The 21,392-nt window shown below is 72.4% G+C and carries 11 protein-coding genes; 7 read left to right on the forward strand and 4 right to left on the reverse strand.

Annotation, left to right across the window (positions count from 1 at the left end; all coding sequences use genetic code 11):
• Positions 1-57: 57 nt before the first annotated feature.
• Positions 58-11,421 carry an amino acid adenylation domain-containing protein gene (locus VF092_09340; protein HEX6747477.1) on the forward strand — a complete coding sequence of 3,788 codons (11,364 nt, stop codon included), beginning with the start codon at positions 58-60 and terminating at the stop codon, positions 11,419-11,421.
• A 53-nt stretch (positions 11,422-11,474) separates the two neighbouring features.
• Here the strand turns inward: VF092_09340 and VF092_09345 are convergent, their stop codons facing one another.
• Together VF092_09345 and VF092_09350 are read right to left on the reverse strand one after the other, a co-directional pair.
• Positions 11,475-11,960: a type II toxin-antitoxin system YhaV family toxin gene (locus tag VF092_09345; GenBank protein ID HEX6747478.1), complete on the reverse strand. Its 486-nt coding sequence runs from the start codon at positions 11,958-11,960 to the stop codon at positions 11,475-11,477.
• Complete coding sequence (locus tag VF092_09350; protein HEX6747479.1) at positions 11,944-12,285, reverse strand: type II toxin-antitoxin system PrlF family antitoxin; 342 nt, start codon at positions 12,283-12,285, stop codon at positions 11,944-11,946. Before VF092_09350 ends, VF092_09345 begins: the two co-directional genes overlap by 17 nt.
• A 141-nt stretch (positions 12,286-12,426) precedes the next feature.
• On the opposite strand from VF092_09350, the gene VF092_09355 reads away from it, so the two are divergent.
• Positions 12,427-13,029: a hypothetical protein gene (locus tag VF092_09355; protein HEX6747480.1), complete on the forward strand. Its 603-nt coding sequence runs from the start codon at positions 12,427-12,429 to the stop codon at positions 13,027-13,029.
• A gap of 383 nt (positions 13,030-13,412) precedes the next feature.
• Here the strand turns inward: VF092_09355 and VF092_09360 are convergent, their stop codons facing one another.
• A complete protein-coding gene (locus tag VF092_09360; protein ID HEX6747481.1) occupies positions 13,413-14,222 on the reverse strand; it encodes a hypothetical protein in 810 nt (269 codons plus the stop codon).
• Between the two features lie 460 nt (positions 14,223-14,682).
• Between VF092_09360 and VF092_09365 the strand changes: the two genes are divergently transcribed.
• The 5 genes from VF092_09365 (at position 14,683) to VF092_09385 (ending at position 20,371) form a co-directional block, all read left to right on the forward strand.
• Positions 14,683-15,549, forward strand: a complete 867-nt coding sequence (locus VF092_09365) for an alpha/beta fold hydrolase (GenBank protein ID HEX6747482.1) — start codon at positions 14,683-14,685, stop codon at positions 15,547-15,549.
• 241 nt (positions 15,550-15,790) lie between these two features.
• Positions 15,791-16,981, forward strand: a complete 1,191-nt coding sequence (locus VF092_09370) for an acyl-CoA dehydrogenase family protein (protein HEX6747483.1) — start codon at positions 15,791-15,793, stop codon at positions 16,979-16,981.
• A 254-nt stretch (positions 16,982-17,235) separates the two neighbouring features.
• Positions 17,236-18,306 (forward strand): phosphotransferase family protein, encoded by a 1,071-nt coding sequence (locus VF092_09375; GenBank protein ID HEX6747484.1) that lies wholly within the window; start codon positions 17,236-17,238, stop codon positions 18,304-18,306.
• A gap of 167 nt (positions 18,307-18,473) precedes the next feature.
• Positions 18,474-18,926 (forward strand): hypothetical protein, encoded by a 453-nt coding sequence (locus tag VF092_09380; GenBank protein ID HEX6747485.1) that lies wholly within the window; start codon positions 18,474-18,476, stop codon positions 18,924-18,926.
• Between the two features lie 308 nt (positions 18,927-19,234).
• A complete protein-coding gene (locus VF092_09385) occupies positions 19,235-20,371 on the forward strand; it encodes a hypothetical protein (GenBank protein HEX6747486.1) in 1,137 nt (378 codons plus the stop codon).
• A 78-nt stretch (positions 20,372-20,449) separates the two neighbouring features.
• Here VF092_09385 and VF092_09390 read toward each other — a convergent pair whose 3' ends face one another.
• A complete protein-coding gene (locus VF092_09390) occupies positions 20,450-21,055 on the reverse strand; it encodes a rhomboid family intramembrane serine protease (GenBank protein ID HEX6747487.1) in 606 nt (201 codons plus the stop codon).
• Positions 21,056-21,392 lie beyond the last annotated feature (337 nt).

Here is a 21,392-nt window from a genome sequence, read left to right on the forward strand (position 1 = left end):
GGCGCGCGCTGACGGTGCGGATCTGCGCACGTGAACGGGTTACCTGTTGAAGTCTAGATGACCGAAGTCTCGAAGAAGCTGGGCGAGCTGTCGCCGGAGCAGCGGAAGCTCCTCGCGCTCCGGCTGCGGATGCAGAAGGCGAAGGAATCCGCCCCCGCGCCGCAGGAGCGCGAGGGCGGCGTCTTTCCGCTCTCGTTCGCGCAGCAGCGCATGTGGCTGCTGGACCGGCTGGACCCCGGCGCCACCGCCTACAACCTCGCCTTCCCCTGGCGCCTGCGCGGCCCGCTCGACGTGCCCGCGCTGGAGCGCGCCGTCGCCGAGATCGTGCGGCGGCACGAGACGCTGCGCACCCGCATCGACGTCCGCGACGGCGAGCCCGCGCAGGTCGTCGAGCCGTTCCGCGAGTGGACGCTCCCCGTCGTCGACCGCCCCATCCCCGAGGCGGAGCGCGAGGCGGAGCTGGCGCGCATCGCCACGGAGGAGGCGAACCGGCCGTTCGACCTGGCCGCGGGGCCGCTCTTCCGCGCGCTGCTGGTGCGCGCCGCCGACGACGACCACCTCTTCGTCTGGTCCGTCCACCACGTGGTCGGCGACGGCTGGTCCACCGGCGTGTTCGACCGCGAGCTGAAGGCGCTGTACGAGGCGTTCGCCGCCGGCCGCTCGTCGCCGCTGCCGCCGCTGCCCATCCAGTACGGCGACTTCGCGGTGCGGCAGCGCGAGCGGCTGTCGGGCGAGGCGCTGGAACGGCAGGTGGCGTGGTGGAAGGATCGCCTGGCCGGCGCGCCCGCGCTGCTCGAGCTGCCGACGGACCGCCCGCGCCCCGCCGTCCGCTCCGACCGCGGCGACGTCGTCGGCTTCGAGGTGGAGGGCGTCGCCGCGGCGGTCGAGGCGCTGGCGCGCGAGGCCGACGCCACGCCGTTCATGGTGCTGCTCGCGGCGTGGCAGGCGCTGCTCGGGCGGTGGTCGGGGCAGGACGACGTGCTGGTCGGCACGCCCATCGCCAGCCGCACCACGCCGGACGTGGAGCCGCTGATCGGCTACTTCGCCAACACGCTGGTGCTGCGCGGCGACCTGGGCGGCGACCCCACCTTCCGCGCCCTCCTCGCCCGCGTGCGCGAGGCCACGCTGGGCGCGTACGAGCACCAGGATCTCCCCTTCGAAAAGCTGGTGGAGGAGATCAACCCCGGGCGCAGCCTCAGCCACACGCCGCTCTTCCAGGTCGCGTTCGTCTTCCAGAACCTGGCCGCGGCCACGGGCATCACCGAGCAGCGCCGGCTGGGCGACGCGGCGATGGAGCCCGCCGGCCGCGGCCGCGAGACCGCCAAGTTCGACCTCACGCTGACGCTGGTGCAGGACTCCGGGCGTACCCTCGGCAGCCTCGAGTACGCCGCCGAGCTGTGGGACCGCGCCACGGTGGAGCGGATGATCGGCCACCTCGGCGTCCTGCTGCGCGAGGCGCTGCGGCGGCCGGACGCGCGCATCTCCGATCTCCCGCTGCTGATGGACGCCGAGCGCGTGGAGCTGGAGGCGCGCGCCCGCCCCGCCGCCGCCTTCGCTGCGGACGAGCCGCTGCACGTCCGCTTCGCCGCGCAGGCCGCGCGCTCGCCGGACGCCGTCGCGGCGACGTACGAGGGCGAGCGGCTGACGTACGCGGAGCTGGACGCGCGCGCGAATCGACTCGCGCATCACCTGGCCGCGCGCGGCACGCGGCCGGGCGATCTCGTCGGCCTGTGCGTGGAGCGCTCGCTGGAGACGGTGGTCGGCATCCTGGGCATCCTCAAGGCCGGCGCCGCCTATCTCCCGCTCGACCCGGCGTACCCGGACGAGCGCATCGCGCACATGCTGGCCGACTCCGGCGCGCGCCTCGTCCTCGCGACGGCGGACCTCGCGTCGCGGGTTTCGGGAGATGGCATCACCGCGATCCTCCTCGATTCCGACCGCGCGGAGATCGACGCGCATCCGTCCATCCCCCCCGCCGTGGAGGTGGATGGCGATGCGCTCGCGTACGTCATCTACACCTCGGGCTCGACGGGGCGGCCGAAGGGCGTGCAGGTGACGCACGCGAACGTGATGCGCCTGTTCGCGGCGACGGACGAGTGGTTCGGCTTCGGCGCGGACGACGTGTGGACGCTCTTCCACTCGTACGCGTTCGACTTCTCGGTCTGGGAGATCTGGGGCTCGCTGCTGTACGGCGGCCGGCTGGTGGTCGTCCCCTTCTACGTCAGCCGCAACCCCGACGCCTTCCGCGACCTGCTCGCCCGCGAGCGCGTGACGGTGCTGAACCAGACCCCCAGCGCCTTCCGCCAGCTCATCCGCGCCGACGAGGAGGCGTGGGGAGATCGCAGTCGCTCGGCCTCTGGTGGCCAGGCCCCGGCGCGGGGGAGCCGGGCGAATGAATTCGCGGCAACAACTACACAAAGTCCGCCTTCGCGGACTGGGGCGCTGGCTGGTCCTGCCGAAGCAGACCCCGACGCGGGCTCCAACGCGCATCCCGCGGCTGCGAGCGGGCTTGCGCTCCGCTGCGTCATCTTCGGCGGCGAGGCGCTGGACCCGGCGTCGCTGCGCGGGTGGGTGGAGCGGCACGGCGACGAGGCGCCGCGGCTGGTCAACATGTACGGCATCACCGAGACGACGGTGCACGTCACCTATCGCGTGATCCGCGAGGCGGACGTGCTCGCCGGCTCGGCCAGCCCGATCGGCATCCCCATCCCCGACCTGTCGGTGCAGGTGCTCGACCCGCGCGGCCGCCCCGTCCCCGTGGGCGTGGTGGGGGAGATGTACGTCGGTGGCGCGGGGGTGGCGCGCGGCTACCTCGGCCGTCCCGCGCTGACCGCCGAGCGCTTCGTCCCCGATCCGTATCCGCCCGTCCCCGGCGCGCGCCTATACCGCTCGGGAGATCTGGCGCGGTGGACCGAAGTGCGAGAGTGCGAAGGTGCGAAAGTGCGAGAGCGGGACGCCGCGGCCGACGCCTCGTCCGGCGCTGAGTCCACTTTCGCACTCTCGCACCCTCGCACTCTCGCACTCGAGTACCTCGGCCGCGCCGACGACCAGGTGAAGGTCCGCGGCTTCCGCATCGAGCTGGGCGAGATCGAGTCGGTGCTGCTCGAGCATCCGCGCGTCCGCGAAGCCGTCGTCCTCGCCCGCGGCTCCGGCGACGACAAGCGCCTCGTCGCCTGGGTCGTCCCGTCGAACGGAGACGCTGCGGTTCCCCCTCCCCCAGTCGGTTCCGGGGGAGGGGGTGGCGAGCGTAGCGAGCCGGGGGAGGGGGCGTCCGCAGCGCGGCTGACGGCGGAGCTGCGCGCGCACCTGTCGTCGCATCTCCCCGACTACATGGTGCCGTCCGCCTTCGTGGCGATGGACGCGCTGCCGCTGACCCGCAACGGCAAGGTCGACCGCCGCGCGCTGCCGGAGCCGGACCTCGCCGCGTCGGCCGTGGAGTACGTCGCGCCGCGCACGCCGGACGAGGAGACGCTCGCCGGCATCTGGGCTCCACTACTGGGAGTGCCGCGCGTCGGGGCGGAGGACGAGTTCTTCGCGCTCGGCGGGCACTCGCTGCTGGCCACGCGCGTCATCACCCGCGTCCGCGAGGCGTTCGGCGTCGACCTCCCGCTCCGCGCCGTCTTCGAATCTCCCACCCTTTCCGCGCTCGCCGCCGAGATCGGCCGGCTGGCGGGGACGGGGACGGAGGCGCCGCCCATCGTCCCCGTCGACCGCACGGGCGACCTGCCGCTGACCTTCGCGCAGGAGCGGCTCTGGTTCGTGGACCGGATGGAGCCCGGCAGCATGGTCGTCACCATGGGCTCCGTCTACCGCCTCTCGGGCGCGCTGGACGCCGCCGCGCTCGAGCGCGCGCTGGGCGAGGTGGTGCGCCGCCACGAGTCGCTGCGCTCCGTCTTCCCCGAGGTCGACGGCACGCCGGTGCAGCGCGTGCTCCCGTGGCGCGCGTACCATCTCCCGACGACGGACCTAAAGGCGCTGCCGGAGGACGAGCGGGGCGCCGCGGCCGGGCGCATCGTGCGCGAGCCGTTCACCACGCCGTTCGACCTGGCGCGCGGGCCGCTGCTGCGCGCGGTGCTGGTGCGGCTGGACGAGGGCGAGCACCTGTTCGCCTTCAACCTCCACCACGTGGCGGGCGACGGGTGGTCGCTCGGCATCTTCTTTGGCGAGCTGGCGGCGCTCTACGACGCGTTCGCGCGCGGCGAGCCGTCGCCGCTCGCCGAGCCGGCGGTGCAGTTCGGCGACTACGCCGCGTGGCAGCGCGCGTGGCTGCGGGGCGAGGTGCTGGAGCGGCAGCTCGCCTACTGGCGCGGCAATCTGGCCGGCGCGCCGCCGCTGCTGGAGCTGCCCACCGACCGCCCGCGCCCCGCCGTCCAGAGCTACCGCGGCGCCGACGAGCATGCCGTCCTTCCCGCGGACGAGCTGGCGGCGATCCACGCGCTCGGCCGCGCCGAGGGGGCCACGCTGTTCATGACGCTGCTGGCGGCGTTCTCGCTCGTCCTCGGCCGGCTGGCGGGGCACGACGACGTGGTGGTGGGCACGCCCATCGCGGGGCGCACACGCGCGGAGACGGAGCGGCTGATCGGCCTCTTCCTCAACTCGCTGGCGATGCGCACGGACCTCGGCGGCGACCCCTCGTTCCGCGAGTTGCTCCGCCGCGTGCGCCGCACCACGCTCGACGCGTACGCGCACCAGGACGTGCCCTTCGAGTTGCTGCTGGCCGAGCTGCAGCCCCGGCGCAGCGTGAGCCACACCCCCGTGTTCCAGGTGATGCTGAACCTGCAGAACTACGAGGGCGGGGAGATGCGGTTCGGCGGGGTGGAGGTCGAGGGATACGGCCACGCGGGCGAGCAGACCAGCAAGTTCGACCTCACGCTGTACGCCACGGAGATGCCGGACGGCCTGGCGCTGCGCCTGGTGTACGCGCGCGACCTGTTCGGCGCCGCGCGGATGCGCGAGCTGCTGGACCAGCTCCGCGCCGTCCTCGCGCAGGCCGCGGCGGACCCGGACGCCGCCACGTCGCGCATCACGCTGCAGACGGAGATGGCGCGCGCGGTGCTCCCCGACCCCGCGGCGGAGCTGTCGAACGCGTGGCGCGGCAGCGTCCCCGAGCTGTTTGCCCGCCGCGCGTGCGAGGCGCCGCACGCCCTCGCCGCCGAGGATCCGCGCGAGCGCTGGACCTACGCCGAGCTCGACGCCGACACGGCGGAGATCGCGAACGACCTCGTCGCCGCCGGCTTGGGGAGCGGCGACGTCGTCGCGATCTGGGGCCACCGCGGCACGGCGCTGGTCCGCGCGCTGCTGGCCACGCTGCGCTCTGGCGCCGCCTTCCTGGTGCTCGACCCCGCGTATCCGCCCGCGCGCCTGGCCGACTACGTCCGCATCGCCCAGCCCAAGGCTTTCCTGGAGATCCCCGCCGCCGGCGACATCCCCGCCGAGCTCGAATCCGCACTCGCCGAAACCGTCCGCTGCGGCATCACCATCTGCGGAAAACCAGGCGCCGTACCCGCGGGACGTCATCCTGAGGCCGGCCACACCGAACCCGCGTCCGCACCAGAGGATGCAGGCCGAAGGATCTATAGCCCGGGGGAGCACACAGCCGGGGACGCGAGCGAAAGCCACCCCGGCGCCGCAGTAATCCACGGCAGCGCCGAAGCCAGCCCGGCCGCGCCGGCATCGGGCGGCTACCTCTCCCGGTACGGGAGAGGTGGCGAGCCTAAGCGAGCCGGAGAGGGCGCCCCAGCCGGAGAGGGTGCGCTGCCGGAGTCGCGCGCCGAGATCGGCCCCGACACCCTCGCCTACCTCTCCTTCACCTCGGGCACCACGGGCACGCCCAAGGCGGTGATGGGCCGCCACGGCTCGCTCACGCACTTCACCCCGTGGCTCGCGGAGACGTTCGGCCTCTCCGCCGGCGACCGCTTCAGCCTGCTGAGCGGCCTGGCGCACGACCCGCTCCACCGCGACGTGTTCACGCCGCTGCAGCTGGGCGCCGCCGTGGTCGCGCCCGAGCCCGACGAGGTCGCCGCGCCCGGCTATCTCGCGCGCTGGATGCGCGAGGCCGGCATCACCGTGGCGCACCTGACGCCCGCGATGGGCCAGCTCATCGCCGACGTCCCCGGCGGGGTGGAGCGCGCCGCGCCGGTCGAATCCCTGCGCCGCGCCTTCTTCGTCGGCGACGTGCTCACGCGCGGCGACGTGGAGCGCCTGGGCCGCCTCGCGCCCAACCTCACCGTCGTCAACTACTACGGCTCCACCGAGACGCAGCGCGCCGTCGCCTACCACGTCGTGCAGATGGACGAAGATGGTGATGGAGATGCCGCCCGCGAGGTGATCCCGCTCGGGCGTGGCATCCCCGGCGTGCAGCTGCTCGTCCGTTCCACGAGCGGCGGAATGGCGGGGATCGGCGAGGTGGGCGAGGTGTGGCTGCGCAGCCCGCACGTGGCGCTCGGCTACCTGGGCGACGCGGACCTCACGGCATCGCGCTTCGTGCGCAACCCATGGCGCGGCGATGCGTGGGACGTGCTGTACCGCACCGGCGACCTCGGCCGCTACCGCCCCGACGGCGAGGTGGAGCCGATGGGCCGCGCCGACCAGCAGGTGAAGGTCCGCGGCTTCCGCGTGGAGCTGGGCGATATCGAGGCCGCCCTCGCCCGCCACCGGCAGGTGCGCGAAGCCGTCGTGATCGCCCGCGGCGACGCAGCCGACCGCCGCCTCATCGCCTACATCGTCCCCCAGCGCCTCTCCGGCGGTGATCCGCAGGACGCGCTTCAGGCCGCGCCGACCCCGTCCCTCCCCCAGTCGGTTTTGGGGGAGGGACAGGCGAGGAACGAGCCAGGGAGAGGGCCTCGCGAGGTCGCGGCCGCGCAGGTGCCCGTGGAGGGCGCGAGTCCCGGCCCTGACCCCGAGACCCTTCGCGCCCACCTCCGGGCATCGCTGCCGGAGTTCATGCTCCCCGCCGCGTTCGTCACGCTCGAGCGGCTGCCGCTGACGCAGAACGGCAAGGTCGACCGCCGCGCGCTCCCCGATCCCGCGCCGGAGCACGCGGAGACGCGCACCGCGCCGCGCACGGAGACGGAGCGCGCCGTCGCGGAGATCTGGCGCGAGGTGCTGGGTCACGAGGTGGGGGTGGAGGACGATTTCTTCGCCAGCGGCGGCCATTCGCTCCGCGCGACGCAGGTGCTGTCGCGCATCGAGCATCGCTTCGCCGTGAGGCTGCCGGTGAAGACGATCTTCGCCGCGCCCACCGTCGCCGCGCTCGCCGCCGAGATCGACGCGCGCGGCGGCGACTTCATCGCATCCCCCGACACCGGCGAGTTCGCGTCCGAGTATGGCGAGGGCGTCTACCCGCTGTCGTTCGCGCAGCAGCGACTCTGGCTGCTCGACCGTTTGGAGCCGGGGAGCGCCGCGTACAATCTCCCCGCCGCGTACCGCATCCGCGGCGCGCTCGACGCCCCCGCGCTGGAGCGCGCGCTCGGCGAGATCGTTCGCCGCCACGAGACCCTCCGCACGCGCATCGAGACGCGCGGTGATGACGAGCCCGTGCAGGTCGTCGACCCCGCGGACGATTTCCATCTCCCGATCATCGAAAAGCCGGAGATAGCGGACGACGAGCTGCGCCGCATCGCCACGGACGAGGCCGCGCGCCCGTTCGACCTCGCGCGCGGCCCCCTCTTCCGCGCGATGCTCGTCCGCATCGCCGCGGACGACCACGCGCTGCTCTGGACGCTGCATCACGCCATCAGCGACGGCTGGTCGACGGGCATCCTGCTGCGCGAGCTGAACGTGCTGTACTCGGCGTTCGCAGCCGACCCACTCAGCACTCAGCACTCAGCACTCAGCACTTCCGTACCCGATCTCCCGATCCAGTACGGCCAGCACGCCGTCCGCCAGCGCCGCCGCCTCTCCGGTGCCGCGCTCGACGAGCAGGTGCGCGTGTGGAAGGAGGCGCTCGCCGGCGCGCCGTCGCTGCTGGATCTGCCCACGGATTGGCCGCGCCCGGCGGTGCAGAGCTATCGCGGCGCCACGCTCGGCTTCGGGCTTCCGGACGAGCTGATGGCGCGCGTCGCCGGGCTCGCGCGGCGCGAGGGGGCCACGCCGTTCATGGTGCTCCTGGCCGCCTACCAGGCCGTGCTCTCGCGCTGGTCGGGGCAGAACGACGTCGTGGTCGGCACCCCCGTGGCCAACCGCACCTCGGCCGACGTGGAGCCGCTGATCGGCTTCTTCGCCAACACCCTGGCGCTGCGCGGCGATCTGTCCGGCGCGCCCACCTTCCGCGAGCTGCTGGCGCGCGTGCGCGAGGCGTCGCTCTTCGCGTTCGACCGCCAGGACCTGCCGTTCGAGAAGCTGGTCGAGGAGCTGCAGCCCGAGCGCAGCCTCGCGCATTCGCCCGTCTTCCAGGTGATGTTCGCGCTGCAGAACGTGCCGCGCGAAGGCCCGCGCCTGGACGGGCTCGAGATGTCGCCCATCGGCCGCGCCGGCGAGGCGGCCAAGTTCGACCTCTCGCTCACGCTGGTGCAGGCGCCCGACCGCACCTTCGGCGCGGCCGAGTACGCGACCGACCTGTTCGACGAGGCCACGATCCAGCGCTTCGTCGGCCACTTCGCCACGCTGCTGGACGCGGCCACGCAGCAGCCCGACGCGCGCGTCGCCGATCTCCCGCTGATGCCCGACGCGGAGCGCGACGAGCTGATGCGCATCTCCGCCGGCCCGGAGGTCGCGCGCGAGCCGTCGCTCACGCTGCACGGGCTGTTCGAGGCGCAGGCCGCGCGCACGCCCGACACCGTCGCCGTCACCTTCGAGGGAAGGTCGCTGACGTACGCGGAGATGGATGGCCGGGCCAATCAGCTCGCGCATCTCCTCCGTGCGCGCGGCGTCGGCCCGGAGACGCCCGTCGCAGTCTTCATGGAGCGTTCGCTGGAGATGGTGATCGCGCTCTACGGGGTGCTCAAGGCGGGGGGATGCTACATCCCCGTCGACCCCGAGTACCCGGCCGAGCGCATCGCGTACATGCTGGAGGATTCCGCCGCGCGCGTCGTCCTCACGCAGCAGCGGTGGATGGAGATGCTTCCCGCCCCGGCCGAAGCCATCGCGCTCGACGCGCCCGGCGTGCTCGACGGCTTCCCCTCATCGTCCGTCGATGGAGATGCCGATCCCGACGCGCTGGCGTACGTGATCTACACGTCGGGATCGACCGGCCGGCCGAAGGGCGCGGGGAACGCGCACCGCGGCATCGTCAACCGCATCCTGTGGATGCAGGAGACGTTCGCCCTCGGCGCGGACGACGTGGTGCTGCAGAAGACGCCGTTCTCGTTCGACGTCTCCGTCTGGGAGTTCTTCTGGCCGCTGATGGCCGGCGCGCGGCTGGCCGTGGCCGCGCCCGGCGCGCACCGCGACCCCGCGCGGCTGACGGAGACCATCGCGCGCGAGCGGGTGACGACGCTGCACTTCGTCCCCTCCATGCTGCGGCTCTGGCTGGACGAGGCGGCGCCGGAGCGCGTCCCCACCCTCCGCCGCATCGTCGCCAGCGGCGAGGCGCTGCCGCCGGAGCTGCGCGACCGCTTCTTCACGCGACTCCCCGGCGTCGAGCTGCACAACCTCTACGGCCCCACCGAGGCCGCCGTCGACGTTACCTGGCACCCGTGCGTGCCGGGCGAGGCGGCGGTGCCCATCGGCCGCCCGGTGGCCAACACGCGTATCCACGTGCTCGACGCGCGCGGCAACCCGTGCCCGCCCGGCGTCCCCGGCGAGCTGCACATCGCCGGCGTGCAGGTGGGCCGCGGATACCAGCATCGCCCCGCGCTCACCGCCGAGCGCTTCGTCCCCGACCCGTTCGCCGATCATCCCGGCGCGCGCATGTACCGGACTGGGGATCGGGCGAGGTGGACGGAAGTGCGAAAGTGCGAAAGTGCGAAGGTGCGAAAGCACGACGGTGAAGACGCGGCCTCTCCCAGCGCCGAGACCACTCTCGCACCCTCGCACTCTCGCACTTTCGCACTCGAGTACCTGGGGAGATACGACTTCCAGGTGAAGATCCGCGGCCTCCGCGTGGAACTGGGCGAGATCGAGGCCGCGCTCGCCGCCGATCCGTCCGTCCGCGAAGCCGTCGTCGCCGCGCGGGGGGAGGGCGAGGACGCGCGCCTCGTCGCGTGGGTCGTCCCCGCGGATGGAGATGGGATTTCCGCCGATGTGCTGCGCGAGCGCCTCGGTCGCGCGCTGCCGCCGTACATGGTGCCGGGCGCGTTCGTGGAGATGGACGCGCTCCCGCTCACCCCCAGCGGCAAGGTCGACCGCAAGTCGCTCCCCGATCCCGACATGCGCGCGCGGCCGGATGCGTTCGTCGCGCCGTGGACGGCCACGGAGATCGAGCTCGCCGACGTCTGGCGCGAGGTGCTGGGCGTGGAGCGCGTCGGCGCCGCGGACGACTTCTTCGCGCTGGGCGGGCACTCGCTGCTGGCGGTGAAGCTGGCGTCGCGCATCCGCCAGCGCTTCGGGCGCGAGCTGCCGCTGGCGGAGCTCTTCCGCAGTCGCACCCTGCGCGCGCTCGCCGCCGCCCTCGAGCGCGATGGTGGTGGCGCGCCCGCGTCGCCGCTGGTCGCGCTGCTCGCGGGCGGCACGCGGACGCCGATCTTCTGCGTGCACCCGGCCGGCGGCACCGTCTTCCGCTACGCCGACCTGTCGCGCCACCTGGGCCCCAGCCAGCCGTTCTACGGCCTCCAGGCGCAGGGCGTGAACGACGACGCCGAACCGCTGGCCACGGTCGACGAGATGGCGGAGCGCTACCTCGACGCCATCCGCGACGCCTTCCCGCGCGGCCCGTACGTGCTCGCCGGCTGGTCGGCGGGCGGCGTGATCGCGTACGAGATGGCGCGGCGGCTCGGGGAGATGGGCGAGGCCGTCCCCCTCGTCGTCCTCCTCGACACCCACGCGCCGAATGAGGACTGGGAGACGCGGGCGCCCGACGAGGTGGACCTGTATCTCCGCTACACGCACGACCTTGCCGGCGTCGGCCCCGAGCGGCTGGCGGAGCTGGAGATGGAGCTGCGCCCGCTCGCGGGCAACGCGCGCCTCCCCGCGCTGGCGGCGTGGATCGCGCGCAGCGGCCTCCCCGTGGCCGAGGCCACGCTCGCGCAGATCGGCCGCAGCGTGCGCGTCTTCGCCACCACCATGCGCGCCGTCAACGAGCACCGTCTCGGCGCCTACGCGGGCGACGTCCTTCTCGTCGAGGCCGCCGACGGCATCCCCGGCCTCCCCGCGCCCGAGGGCGGCATCGCCGCCGCCTGGCGCCCGCACGTGCGGGGGAGCCTGGAGGTGCGCACCGTCCCCGGCACCCACGGCACCTTCATCAGCGACCCGTATGCGGCGGAGGTGGCGCGGGTGCTTGAAGAATGTTTTGCGCGTTCAGGGAATCCCGCCGTTGTGATCTGATAAACGAACTACCCCCGCGACCAATCTCGCGGGGGCAGTTCGTTGCACGTGGTTCAATCGGGCTCGTCAAGCCGATCAGCTTCCTCCAGCAGATCGGCCATCTCCGAAGGCGGGCGGCCTCGCTCGAGCATCTGCCTGAATACGACGTAGGGATCGGTGCGCGCTCCGGCCTTTCGCAGCGTGTCCTCATCGTTCAGCCACGTATATACGATCACGCGGCTGGGCGAGTGGAATCGGAAGAAGAGCCTGAAGCGACGTGCGAACTTGGCGCGCCGCCAGTGTCGATGAGCCGTGCCGAGCGTGTTGCCCTGACGGAATTGCGGCGCATCCGGATTCGCCGGAATCACCTCGAAAAGCAGGTGGACGAGCAGGGCGAAGAGCTTTGCCCGGGGATGGCCCCGGTAACCTTCCGGATCCGCTTGCCTCAGTCTTCGCACTTCCGCCTGCAGAGCGGCGTATTGCCGCGCGAATTCACGCCAGGCCAGGAGCGTCCATCCATGCGCCTCCGTCCGTCTCGGCTCGTCACGGGAGGGTGACATCGCCGAGATCCTCGTCCAGGTCCACGGCGATGCCCTTCACGAGCTCACGGGCTTCCCGCACGAGCTCGGGATCGAACGGCCGGAGAGAGTCGGGGTGTTCGAGCATGTCGCGCTCGATGAATGCGAGCCATGCCGCGATCACCGGATCGTCCACCTCCGCCTCGGGAACCGTTTCCGGCACCGCGTGGAACAGCAGCGTACCTGGCCCGATGACGTGCACCTCGAACCGGCCCTCCGTCAGCTCCGGGTGTGCCCGGAACATCGCTGCCTCGACGGCGAATGCCCGCGAGTTGCCGACGGTGGTTGCCTTTGCAGAGTAGGACATAGGTTCCTCCAAGACTGTTCGTACAACTATACGTACATCCCGTTGGCTCGTCAACGAGAACTCCCGTGGGCCGTCAGGTACGAATCGAGCATCACCGCGCAAACAACCACCAGTGAACCGACCAGGCGAAGGAACCCACGTATGGCAATCCGATTGGCGTTTTTGACGGTAGCTGCCCTCTTGGCCCTCGCCGGGCCGGCGGCGGCGCAGTATCAGCGGCTCGGCTTCCTGGCGGCGGGGCCGGGCGGCGCGCCGGAGGAGGCGTACCTGGACGGGCAGTTCACGATTGCGGGCGGGTTCATCGCGCGGTTCGGGCCGCCGGTGGGGCTGAGCGTCGGCATCCGCAGCATCAGCGGCTACTCGCGCTTCAGCGCCGACGAGGCCGCGCTCCTCGACTCGCTCGGCATCTCCTCGGGCGAGGTGGAGGGCGGGCACGCGACGGTCACGGAGGTGGGGCTCGACCTGATGGCGGGGTACGACACCGGCGCGCTGGGCGGCTACGGCTGGTACGGCATCCACTACTACAACGAGTCGCGCAGCGACGCCGAGATCACCACCCCGTCCGGCACCTTCACGACGCAGCAGCGCGACCGCGCCGACCTGGGCCCGTCGTACGGCGCGGGGCTGCTCTTCCACGTCGGCCCGCGCGCCGCCGTGTTCGGCGAGTGGTTCCGCGGCGGCGGCTTCGACGACCGCATGATCCGCATGGACGGCCTGCGCTTCGGCGTCAGCGGCGTGTTCTGACGCGGCGGCAGACACCGTGGTCCGTGCGCTGATCCGGATACCAAGTCGGGGTGAAGTATCGGTGCGTTCCAACGAATCTCGTGCTGCCGCGGTTATAGATCCTTCGGCCTGCAAACGCTTGCGCAGACGCTGATTACGGTCTGGCCGGCCTCAGGATGACGTCAGCGTGGGATCGGTCGGGGTGCATCAACCGAGTTCACGGATTTCGTATGAGATGAGTCGCCGCGAGCGGAGCGAGCCCCCGTCCCTCCCCCAGTCGGTTTTGGGGGAGGGACAGGCGCGGAGCGCCAGGGAGAGGGCCTCGCGGCGTTCGCAATCCCCGGACATGACGAAGCGCCCCCGCGGCCAGGCCGCGGGGGCGCTTCCCATCTCCATCTACGCCGTCACGACCGGCCGCGGCGGACCACCACGGGGCCGTTCGTCGTCACCGCGCGCACGGGGGCGCCGCCGCCGCCCAGCTCGGTGGTGAACTGCCGCGGGAAGCGGCCCTGCACCGGCACGGGGATGTCGATGTTCATAGGCCCGTTGACCGTCCCCGTCGTGAGCGTGGCGCGGTAGCCCGCGGGGATCGACAGCGTCACCGGTCCGTTCGTGGTCGCGGCGTCGAGCCCGGCGCCGTCCCAGCGCGAGCCGGTGAGGGAGACGGCGAGCGGCCCGTTCTGCGCGCGGGCGCGCACGTCGCCGCCGAGGGCGCGCAGCGCGAGCGGGCCGTTGTGCGCGCTCAGCTCCATCCGCCCGGTGACGCCGTTGACGCCGATCGGCCCGTTGTTGGTGGTCAGGCGCAGGTCCATCCGGCGCGGGACGAAGATCTCGTAGCTCACCGCGTAGCCGCGGTTGCGCGCCGTCTCCGGGCCGTCGGCGTAGATCTCGCCACCGGCGGTGTGCACGCGCACGCTGCCGGCGATGCGCCGCGCCTCGTCGTCCGACGGCGCCCACGCCTGGATGCGCTCGCGGACCAGCACGTCCGCGCCGTCCCACGCCTTCACCGACACGCCGCCGTTCTCGCGCCCGTCCACCGACAGCAGCCGGGGCGCGGCGATGCGCACCTCGCGCTGCTCGCAGTAGTGCTCGCGGTCGCTGTTTCGGTTCCAGCGGCGGCACTGGGCAACCCAGTCCTCGTCGTCGTCCTGCGCGGCGGCGGGGCGGGGGAGGAGCGCCAGCGCGGCCAGCGCCATCAGGCTGAGGGTTCGCATCTCGGGATCTCGTCTCGGAGGGTGATCGCCGTCGTCATTGCAGCATTCGACACCATCAGTCGCGCGATGGTTTGAATGCGTTGTGCGGCGATGTCGTGTCCGCCCGGCGCGGATCCCCCCCACCCCCGGCCCCTCCCCCACGAGGGGGGAGGGATGGGGGAGGGGAGACCTCATCGCGGTGAGAACTTTCTGCTCGATTCGGCGCCTGATCGCCAGTCACGAATGCCCATCGCGCGCGCCGAAAGCTTCGTCCGAGCCGCCGCCGGTAGTCCGCGAAGGCGGACTTCGTGTGGTTGTTGCAGCGAATTCATTCGGCCCCCATCAGTTTAGCCATCCCCCTTCCGGCACCTCTCTCCGAGCCCCGTTCTTCACCCGTTCCCGACCCGCTTTCCGTCCGCGCTCCATCCCCCCATCTTCATCTCCAAGCCCTCACATCGTCTCGCACCCAGCATCCCCCCCGATGCCGCACATCCACGTCAACGGCGCGCAGTTGTGGTACGACGACACCGGCACCGGCGCGGAGACCCTCGTCTTCGCGCACGGGCTGCTGTGGGACGGGCGCATGTTCGACGATCAGGTGGCCGCGCTGCGCGACCGCTACCGCTGCGTCACCTTCGACTTCCGCGGCCAGGGGCGCAGCGAGGTGACGAAGGGCGGCTACGACATGGACACGCTTTCCGACGACGCCGCCGCGCTGATCGAGCGGCTGGGGTGCGCGCCCTGCCACTTCGTGGGGCTGTCGATGGGCGGCTTCGTGGGGATGCGGCTGGCGGCGCGGCGCCCGGAACTGATCCGCTCGCTGGTGCTGATGGAGACGTCGGCGGACCCCGAGCCCGCGGAGAACGCCCCCCGCTACCGCGCGATGGGGCGCGTCGTGCGCGTGCTGGGGAAGGTGGGGATGAAGCTGGTGATGCCTCGCGTGATGCGCATCATGTTCGGCAGCAAGTTCCTCGACGACCCCGCCCGCGAGGCCGACCGCAACCTCTGGCGCGAGCGCGGGATGGCGAACCACCGCGTCGGCATCGTCCGCGCGCTGCGGGGGGTGATCGAGCGCAAGCCCATCTACGACGAGCTGGGCGACATCTCCTGCCCCACGCTGGTGATGGTGGGCGACCAGGACGTGGCCACGGTGGTGGAGAAGGCCGAGCGCATACGCGCCGCCATCCACGGCGCGCGCCTGGTGATCATCCCCGGCGCCGGCCACACCTCGTCGGTCGAGGAGCCCGCGTTCGTCAACCGCGTGCTGACGCAGTTCCTGGCGCGGCTGCCGTCGCCGGCGCCGCCCACGAGCCCGTCGCCCGCGGATGCCAATGGGACGGGCGGGTAAACCCGCGGCTGGAACCTTGGGAAGCCCGCAAACCGCGCGGGCTTGAACCGCAATAACGGTGGGGAGACGGACGCGTCGACCCCGTCGGCCGAAGCCTTTCACCGCGCTGAGGTCTCCCCTCCCCCATCCCTCCCCCCTCGTGGGTCCTCGTGGGGGAGGGGCCGGGGGTGGGGGGGATCCGCGCCGGGCGGGCACGATCTCACCCCGTCGCACCGATGCCCGAACCGCTTCCGAGCCTGCGATGATCGCCGACCCACGCCCCGAGCTTCGCCCGCTCCTCGACCGCATCGCCGCGTTCGTGCGCGACGAGCTGGGGCCGCTGGAGACACGCTTCCTCGCCGGGCCGGTGCGCGCCATCCTCCCCGCGCTGCGCGACGCGCGCGAGCGGGTGAAGGCGGCGGGGATGTGGGCGCCGCACCTGCCGCGCGAGCTGGGCGGGCTGGGGCTGCCGCTGGCTGACTTCGCGCACGTCAGTGAGGCGCTGGGCCGCTCGCCGCTGGGACACCTCGCCTTCAACTGCCAGGCGCCCGACGTCGGCAACATGGAGCTGCTGCACGCACACGGCAGCGACGGGCAGAAGGATCGCTGGCTCGAGCCGCTCGCCGCCGGCGAGATCCGCAGCTGCTTTTCGATGACCGAGCCCGACCGCGCCGGCTCCAACCCCGTCTGGCTGGAGACCACGGCCGTGCGCGACGGCGGCGACTACGTGATCGACGGCCGCAAGTGGTTCACCTCGTCGGCCGACGGCGCGGCGTTCGCCATCGTCATGGCCGTCACCAACCCCGGCGCGGCGTCTCCGCACCAGCGCGCGAGCATGATCGTCGTGCCGACGGACACGCCGGGGTTCCGCATCGTCCGCAACATCCCCGTGATGGGCGAGGCGGGCGAGGACTGGTTCTCGCACGCCGAGGTGGCGTACGAAGGGTGCCGGGTGCCGGTGGAGAACCGCATCGGCGCGGAGGGCGCGGGGTTCCTGCTGGCGCAGGAGCGGCTGGGGCCGGGGCGCATCCACCACTGCATGCGCTGGATCGGGATCGCCGAGCGCGCGTTCGAGCTGATGTGCCGCCGCGCCGCCACCCGCGAGCTGTCGCCCGGCGAGCCGCTGGCGCGCCAGCAGTCGGTGCAGCACGCCATCGCCGAGAGCCGCGCGGAGATCGACGCCGCGCGCCTGCTCACCCTCGACGCCGCCGCGCGCATCGACGCCCACGGCGCCCGCGCGGCGAGAGTGCAGATCAGCACCATCAAGTTCTACGTCGCGGGAATGCTGCAGCGCGTGCTGGACCGGGCGATCCAGGTGCACGGCGCGCTCGGCGTCACCGACGACGTGCTGCTGGCCTGGTGGTGGCGCCACGAGCGCGGCGCGCGCATCTACGACGGCCCCGACGAGGTCCACAAGTCGCTGGTCGCCCGCGAGGTGCTGAAGAACTTCTGAGCGCGACGGATTCAGGGGGATGGCATCCGTGTGCTCGGCGAGCATCCTCGCGGCCGCGGACGGCTCCCTCCCCCCGACCCCCTCCCCCGCTTCGCAGGGGCGGGGGAGCACTCAGCGCCGAATCCGCTTCCGCGCTGAGGTCTCCCCTCCCCCATCCCTCCCCCCTCGTGGGGGAGGGGCCGGGGGTGGGGGGGATCCGCGGCGGCGGACACGCGCATCTCCGCTCGCCGCACCGCCGTCACCCGACATCCCCCATGCCCGACACCCCCTCGCCCATCGACCGCGACGCGCCCGTCCGCCCGGGCGAGGAGCTGGACGCCGCCGCGCTCGCCGCCTGGCTGCGCGAGCGCCTCGCGGACGTCGGCGAGGTGGAGGTGCGGCAGTTCCCGCGCGGCTTCTCCAACCTCACCTACCTGGTGAAGGCCGGCGGGCGCGAGATGGTGCTGCGGCGCCCGCCCTTCGGCGCGGCGGTGCGCGGCGGGCACGACGTGGTGCGCGAGCACGGCATTCTCGCGGCGCTGCACCCCGTCTGGCCGCGCGTCCCCCGGCCGGTGCTGTGCTGCGAAGACCCGGCCGTGCTCGGCGCGCCCTTCTACCTGATGGAGCGCGTGGCCGGCGTGGTCCTGCGCGACCGCCCACCCGCCGGCGTGGATCTCGACCCCGGGACGATGCGCGGCATCTGCCTGGCCGCCGTCGACACCCTGGCCGAGTTGCACAACGTCGACTGGCGCGCGGCGGGGCTGGCGGGGATCGGCCGCCCGGAGGGCTACGTCGCGCGGCAGGTGGAGGGGTGGACCGCGCGCTGGGAGGCCGCGAAGACCGACGCGGTGCCGGAGATGGACGCGGCCGCCGCCTGGCTCGCCGCGCACCTCCCGGCCGAGGGCGCGCCGGCCGTCATCCACAACGACTTCAAGTACGACAACCTCGTCCTCGACCCCGCGGATCTAACGCGGGTGAAGGCGGTGCTGGACTGGGAGATGGCCACGCTTGGCGACCCGCTGATGGACCTCGGCACTACGCTCGCCTACTGGGCGCAGCCCGGCGATCCGCCCGAGCTGATGACCTTCGGCGTCACCCACCTCCCCGGCAACCTGGACCGCCGCGGCGTGGCCGAGCGCTGGGCGGAGAAGACCGGGCGCGATGTCTCCGGCGTCCTCTTCCACTACGTGTACGGGCTGTTCAAGGTCGGGGTGATCGTGCAGCAGATCTACGCCCGCTACCGCGCCGGGAAGACGCAGGACCCGCGCTTCGCCGGGCTGATCCACGTGCTCCGCGCCTGCGGCCGCACCGCCGCCCGCGCGCTCGACCGCCAGTCCATCGTCTGAGCCCGCGGGAGATGTGCTAAGTTGAAGGCACCGAATCGCTTGCGGTGACGCCGAGCCGTCTCCAGTCGTCTCTCCGGCATCACATTCCGCCACTCTCCCCATGGCGGATTCCGCTCGCCCGGCATAACCATTCATCCGTTCGATCCCCCACCTCCCGGAGCCCTCCGATGAGAACGCTCGTCCCCCTCTGCTCGGCCGCCGCGGCGCTGCTGCTGGCGGGGAGCCTGTCCGCGCAGGCACAGCCTTCCGACACCTCGGGCACGCCCACGGCCGCGGCCACGTCGCCGGCGGACCCCACGGCCGCCGTAAGCCGCATGCGCAGCCGCCGCGACGTGCTCACCCGCGACGAGATCGAGGCCACGCACGCCGCCAGCGCCTTCGACGTGGTCCGCCGCCTGCGGCCGCAGTGGATGCACAACCGCGGCGGCCCCATCGCCGACCCCGACGGCTCGGTCGAGGTCCAGGTGTTCGTGAACGGCCAGCCGGTCGGCAGCGTGAACGTGCTCAAGGAGTACACGATCATGCAGATCGAGAACATGCGCTGGGTGGACCCGATCCGCGCGCGCGGCACGTACGGCCCCGGCAACGGCCGCGGCGTCATCACCGTCACCACCCGCTGAGGCGTTGACCGCCGCGGCGATCCTGTACATCTTCCGAATCGGGCGCACGACGCGCCCGAGCCGCATCACCACCCGAGAACGCGAGATGAGCACCGCCACGCGCGCCCGCCGATTTAGCCGCCCCCGCACCCCGATCGGGATGTGGAGGGCCGCCGCGCGCGTGAAATAGCCTCGCGCGGTTCCTCTCCGGTGTGAGCCATGGGCTTGCGCCTCCCGGTCGCGGTGCCGGGGGGCGCTTTCGTTTGCCCACGCCCGGCGCACGACGCGCCCGGGTCGCTCAAATCACACCGAAATCGAGAGAGGAACCGATGTCCATCACCCCTATCACCCCGCAGGCGCTCGAGCGCTCGCTCGCCGTGCGCGACCTGGCCGATGCGGCGCAGGGGCCGCACGGCATGCAGCTGCTCGTCCACCACCTCACCTCCGCGCTGGCGGCGCGGTGGGGATGCGACGTGCGCCTGCACCGCGCCCACCCCGCCGTCACCACGGCGGACAACTACGACGCGCTGCATATCGCGCCCGACGCCGTGTCGCGCGACGTGCGGTACACGCGCTACGTGGCGCCCGGCCGCGTCCTGCGCACCCACACCACGGCCATGATCCCCCCGCTCCTGTGTGAACTGGCCGCCGACCTGCCGCGCGACATCTTGCTGGCGTGCCCCGGCCTGGCCTATCGCCGCGACCAGATCGACCGGCAGCACGTGGGCGAGCCGCACCAGATGGACCTCTGGCGCGTCGCCGCGAAACCGCTCGGGCGCGACGATCTCCACGAGATGGTGGAGACGCTGGTGGAAGTCGTCGCCCCCGGCGCGCGGTACCGATGCAACCCGTCGCCGCACCCGTACACGGTGGGCGGCATCGAGGTGGAGGTGGAGTGGGAGGGAGCGTGGATGGAGATCGGGGAATGCGGCCTCGCGCTCCCCGCCATCCTGCGCGAGTGCGGCCTCCCGGACGGCTGGACGGGGCTGGCGATGGGACTCGGGCTCGACCGCCTGCTGATGCTCGTCAAGGGAATCCCCGACATCCGCCTGCTGCGCGCGGACGACCCGCGCATCGCCGGGCAGATGCTGGACCTGGCGCCGTATCGCCCCGTGTCGCACCAGCCCGCCATCTGCCGCGACCTGAGCGTGGCGGTGGACGAGGCCACGACGCCCGAGCAGCTCGGCGACCGCGTCCGCGGCGCGCTGGGCCCGCGCGTGGAGAGCCTGGAAGCGGTGGAGGTCCTCTCCGAGACGCCGCACGACGCGCTGCCGCCCGTCGCGCGCGAGCGCATCGGCCTGCGGCCCGGGCAGAAGAACGTGCTCGTGCGCGTGGTGATCCGCGACCTGGCGCGCACCCTCACCAGCGAGGAGGCCAACGAGCTCCGCGACGACGTCTACGCCGCCATCCACGAAGGCGCCGCGTGGCAGTGGGCGTCGCCGCGCCGCATCGCCACGGCGGCGTGAATGCGAAGGGGCCGCGACTCGATCGGCCGCGGCCTCTTCTCTTTTCCTCCGCGTCTCCGCGTCTCCGCGTGAGAAATCCTACTGCACGGCAATCCGCGCCGCGGGAACGGGCTGCGGGCGGCGGCGGTTGAGCAGGTACGCGGAGAGGACGCCGCCCAGGAACCCGAACAGGTGCCCCTGCCACGAGATCCCGCCCTGCGGCAGCACGCCGAACATCATGTACCCGTACACGATCCCCAGCACCAGCGACAGCAGGATGGAGCCGACGCTGCGGCGGAAGAATCCCCGCAGCAGCAGGTAGCCGAAGTATCCGAAGATCACGCCGCTGGCGCCGATGTGCACCGAGCCCGGCATCCCCGTCAGCCACGTTCCCAGCCCGCCGACCAGCATCGCAAGCAGCGACACCTTCACGTAGTCGCGCACGTCGTGCAGCAGGATCAGCCAGCCGAAGATCAGGAACGGCACCGTGTTGGCGATCAGGTGCCCGAACCCGGTGTGCAGGAAGGGCATGGTGAGGATGCCGATCAGCCCCGGCACGCTCCACGGCCGCAGCCCGAAGCGGTCGAGCGCGTGGAAGGTGACGGCGTTCACGATCTGCACGATCCACATCACCGCCAGCGGCCCGAAGAGCATCCAGCCGTGCAGCCGCAGCTCCCGCTTGATCGCCTGCCAATCGCCCGCCATTCGGCTCTCTCCTATGAGGTGGATCGTTTCCTGGAAATCTCACCGGACGCCGATAGATCGAGCAAGCACCTCCCCGGAAATGCTCATCTCCCGCTCATCCATCCGCCCCGACGCCCCACCGGTGTCATCCTGAGGCTGAGGTCGGCGCCGCACCGAAGTCGCGTCTGCACAAGTCACTGGCGCCGACCGAAGGATCTACTCGGCCCTCGGACAGTGCATGCTCGGCACACGAGTTCCGGCGCGGGTCAGGCAAGATCCTTCGGGCGCGGCAAGCATCAGCCACGACGAGAGTTCGGCGTCCGCGCCCTCAGGATGACACCCGAGGGGTGTCTCGTCG

The organism is Longimicrobium sp. (assembly GCA_036377595.1).
Classification (GTDB): domain Bacteria; phylum Gemmatimonadota; class Gemmatimonadetes; order Longimicrobiales; family Longimicrobiaceae; genus Longimicrobium.

What these genes read in the sequence shown, in the direction of transcription:
- VF092_09340 (HEX6747477.1), top strand. Translation starts at nt 58, where the DNA reads ATGACCGAAGTCTCGAAGAAGCTGGGCGAGCTGTCGCCGGAGCAGCGG.
- VF092_09345 (HEX6747478.1), bottom strand. Translation starts at nt 11,960, where the DNA reads ATGTCACCCTCCCGTGACGAGCCGAGACGGACGGAGGCGCATGGATGG.
- VF092_09350 (HEX6747479.1), bottom strand. Translation starts at nt 12,285, where the DNA reads ATGTCCTACTCTGCAAAGGCAACCACCGTCGGCAACTCGCGGGCATTC.
- VF092_09355 (HEX6747480.1), top strand. Translation starts at nt 12,427, where the DNA reads ATGGCAATCCGATTGGCGTTTTTGACGGTAGCTGCCCTCTTGGCCCTC.
- VF092_09360 (HEX6747481.1), bottom strand. Translation starts at nt 14,222, where the DNA reads ATGCGAACCCTCAGCCTGATGGCGCTGGCCGCGCTGGCGCTCCTCCCC.
- VF092_09365 (HEX6747482.1), top strand. Translation starts at nt 14,683, where the DNA reads ATGCCGCACATCCACGTCAACGGCGCGCAGTTGTGGTACGACGACACC.
- VF092_09370 (HEX6747483.1), top strand. Translation starts at nt 15,791, where the DNA reads ATGATCGCCGACCCACGCCCCGAGCTTCGCCCGCTCCTCGACCGCATC.
- VF092_09375 (HEX6747484.1), top strand. Translation starts at nt 17,236, where the DNA reads ATGCCCGACACCCCCTCGCCCATCGACCGCGACGCGCCCGTCCGCCCG.
- VF092_09380 (HEX6747485.1), top strand. Translation starts at nt 18,474, where the DNA reads ATGAGAACGCTCGTCCCCCTCTGCTCGGCCGCCGCGGCGCTGCTGCTG.
- VF092_09385 (HEX6747486.1), top strand. Translation starts at nt 19,235, where the DNA reads ATGTCCATCACCCCTATCACCCCGCAGGCGCTCGAGCGCTCGCTCGCC.
- VF092_09390 (HEX6747487.1), bottom strand. Translation starts at nt 21,055, where the DNA reads ATGGCGGGCGATTGGCAGGCGATCAAGCGGGAGCTGCGGCTGCACGGC.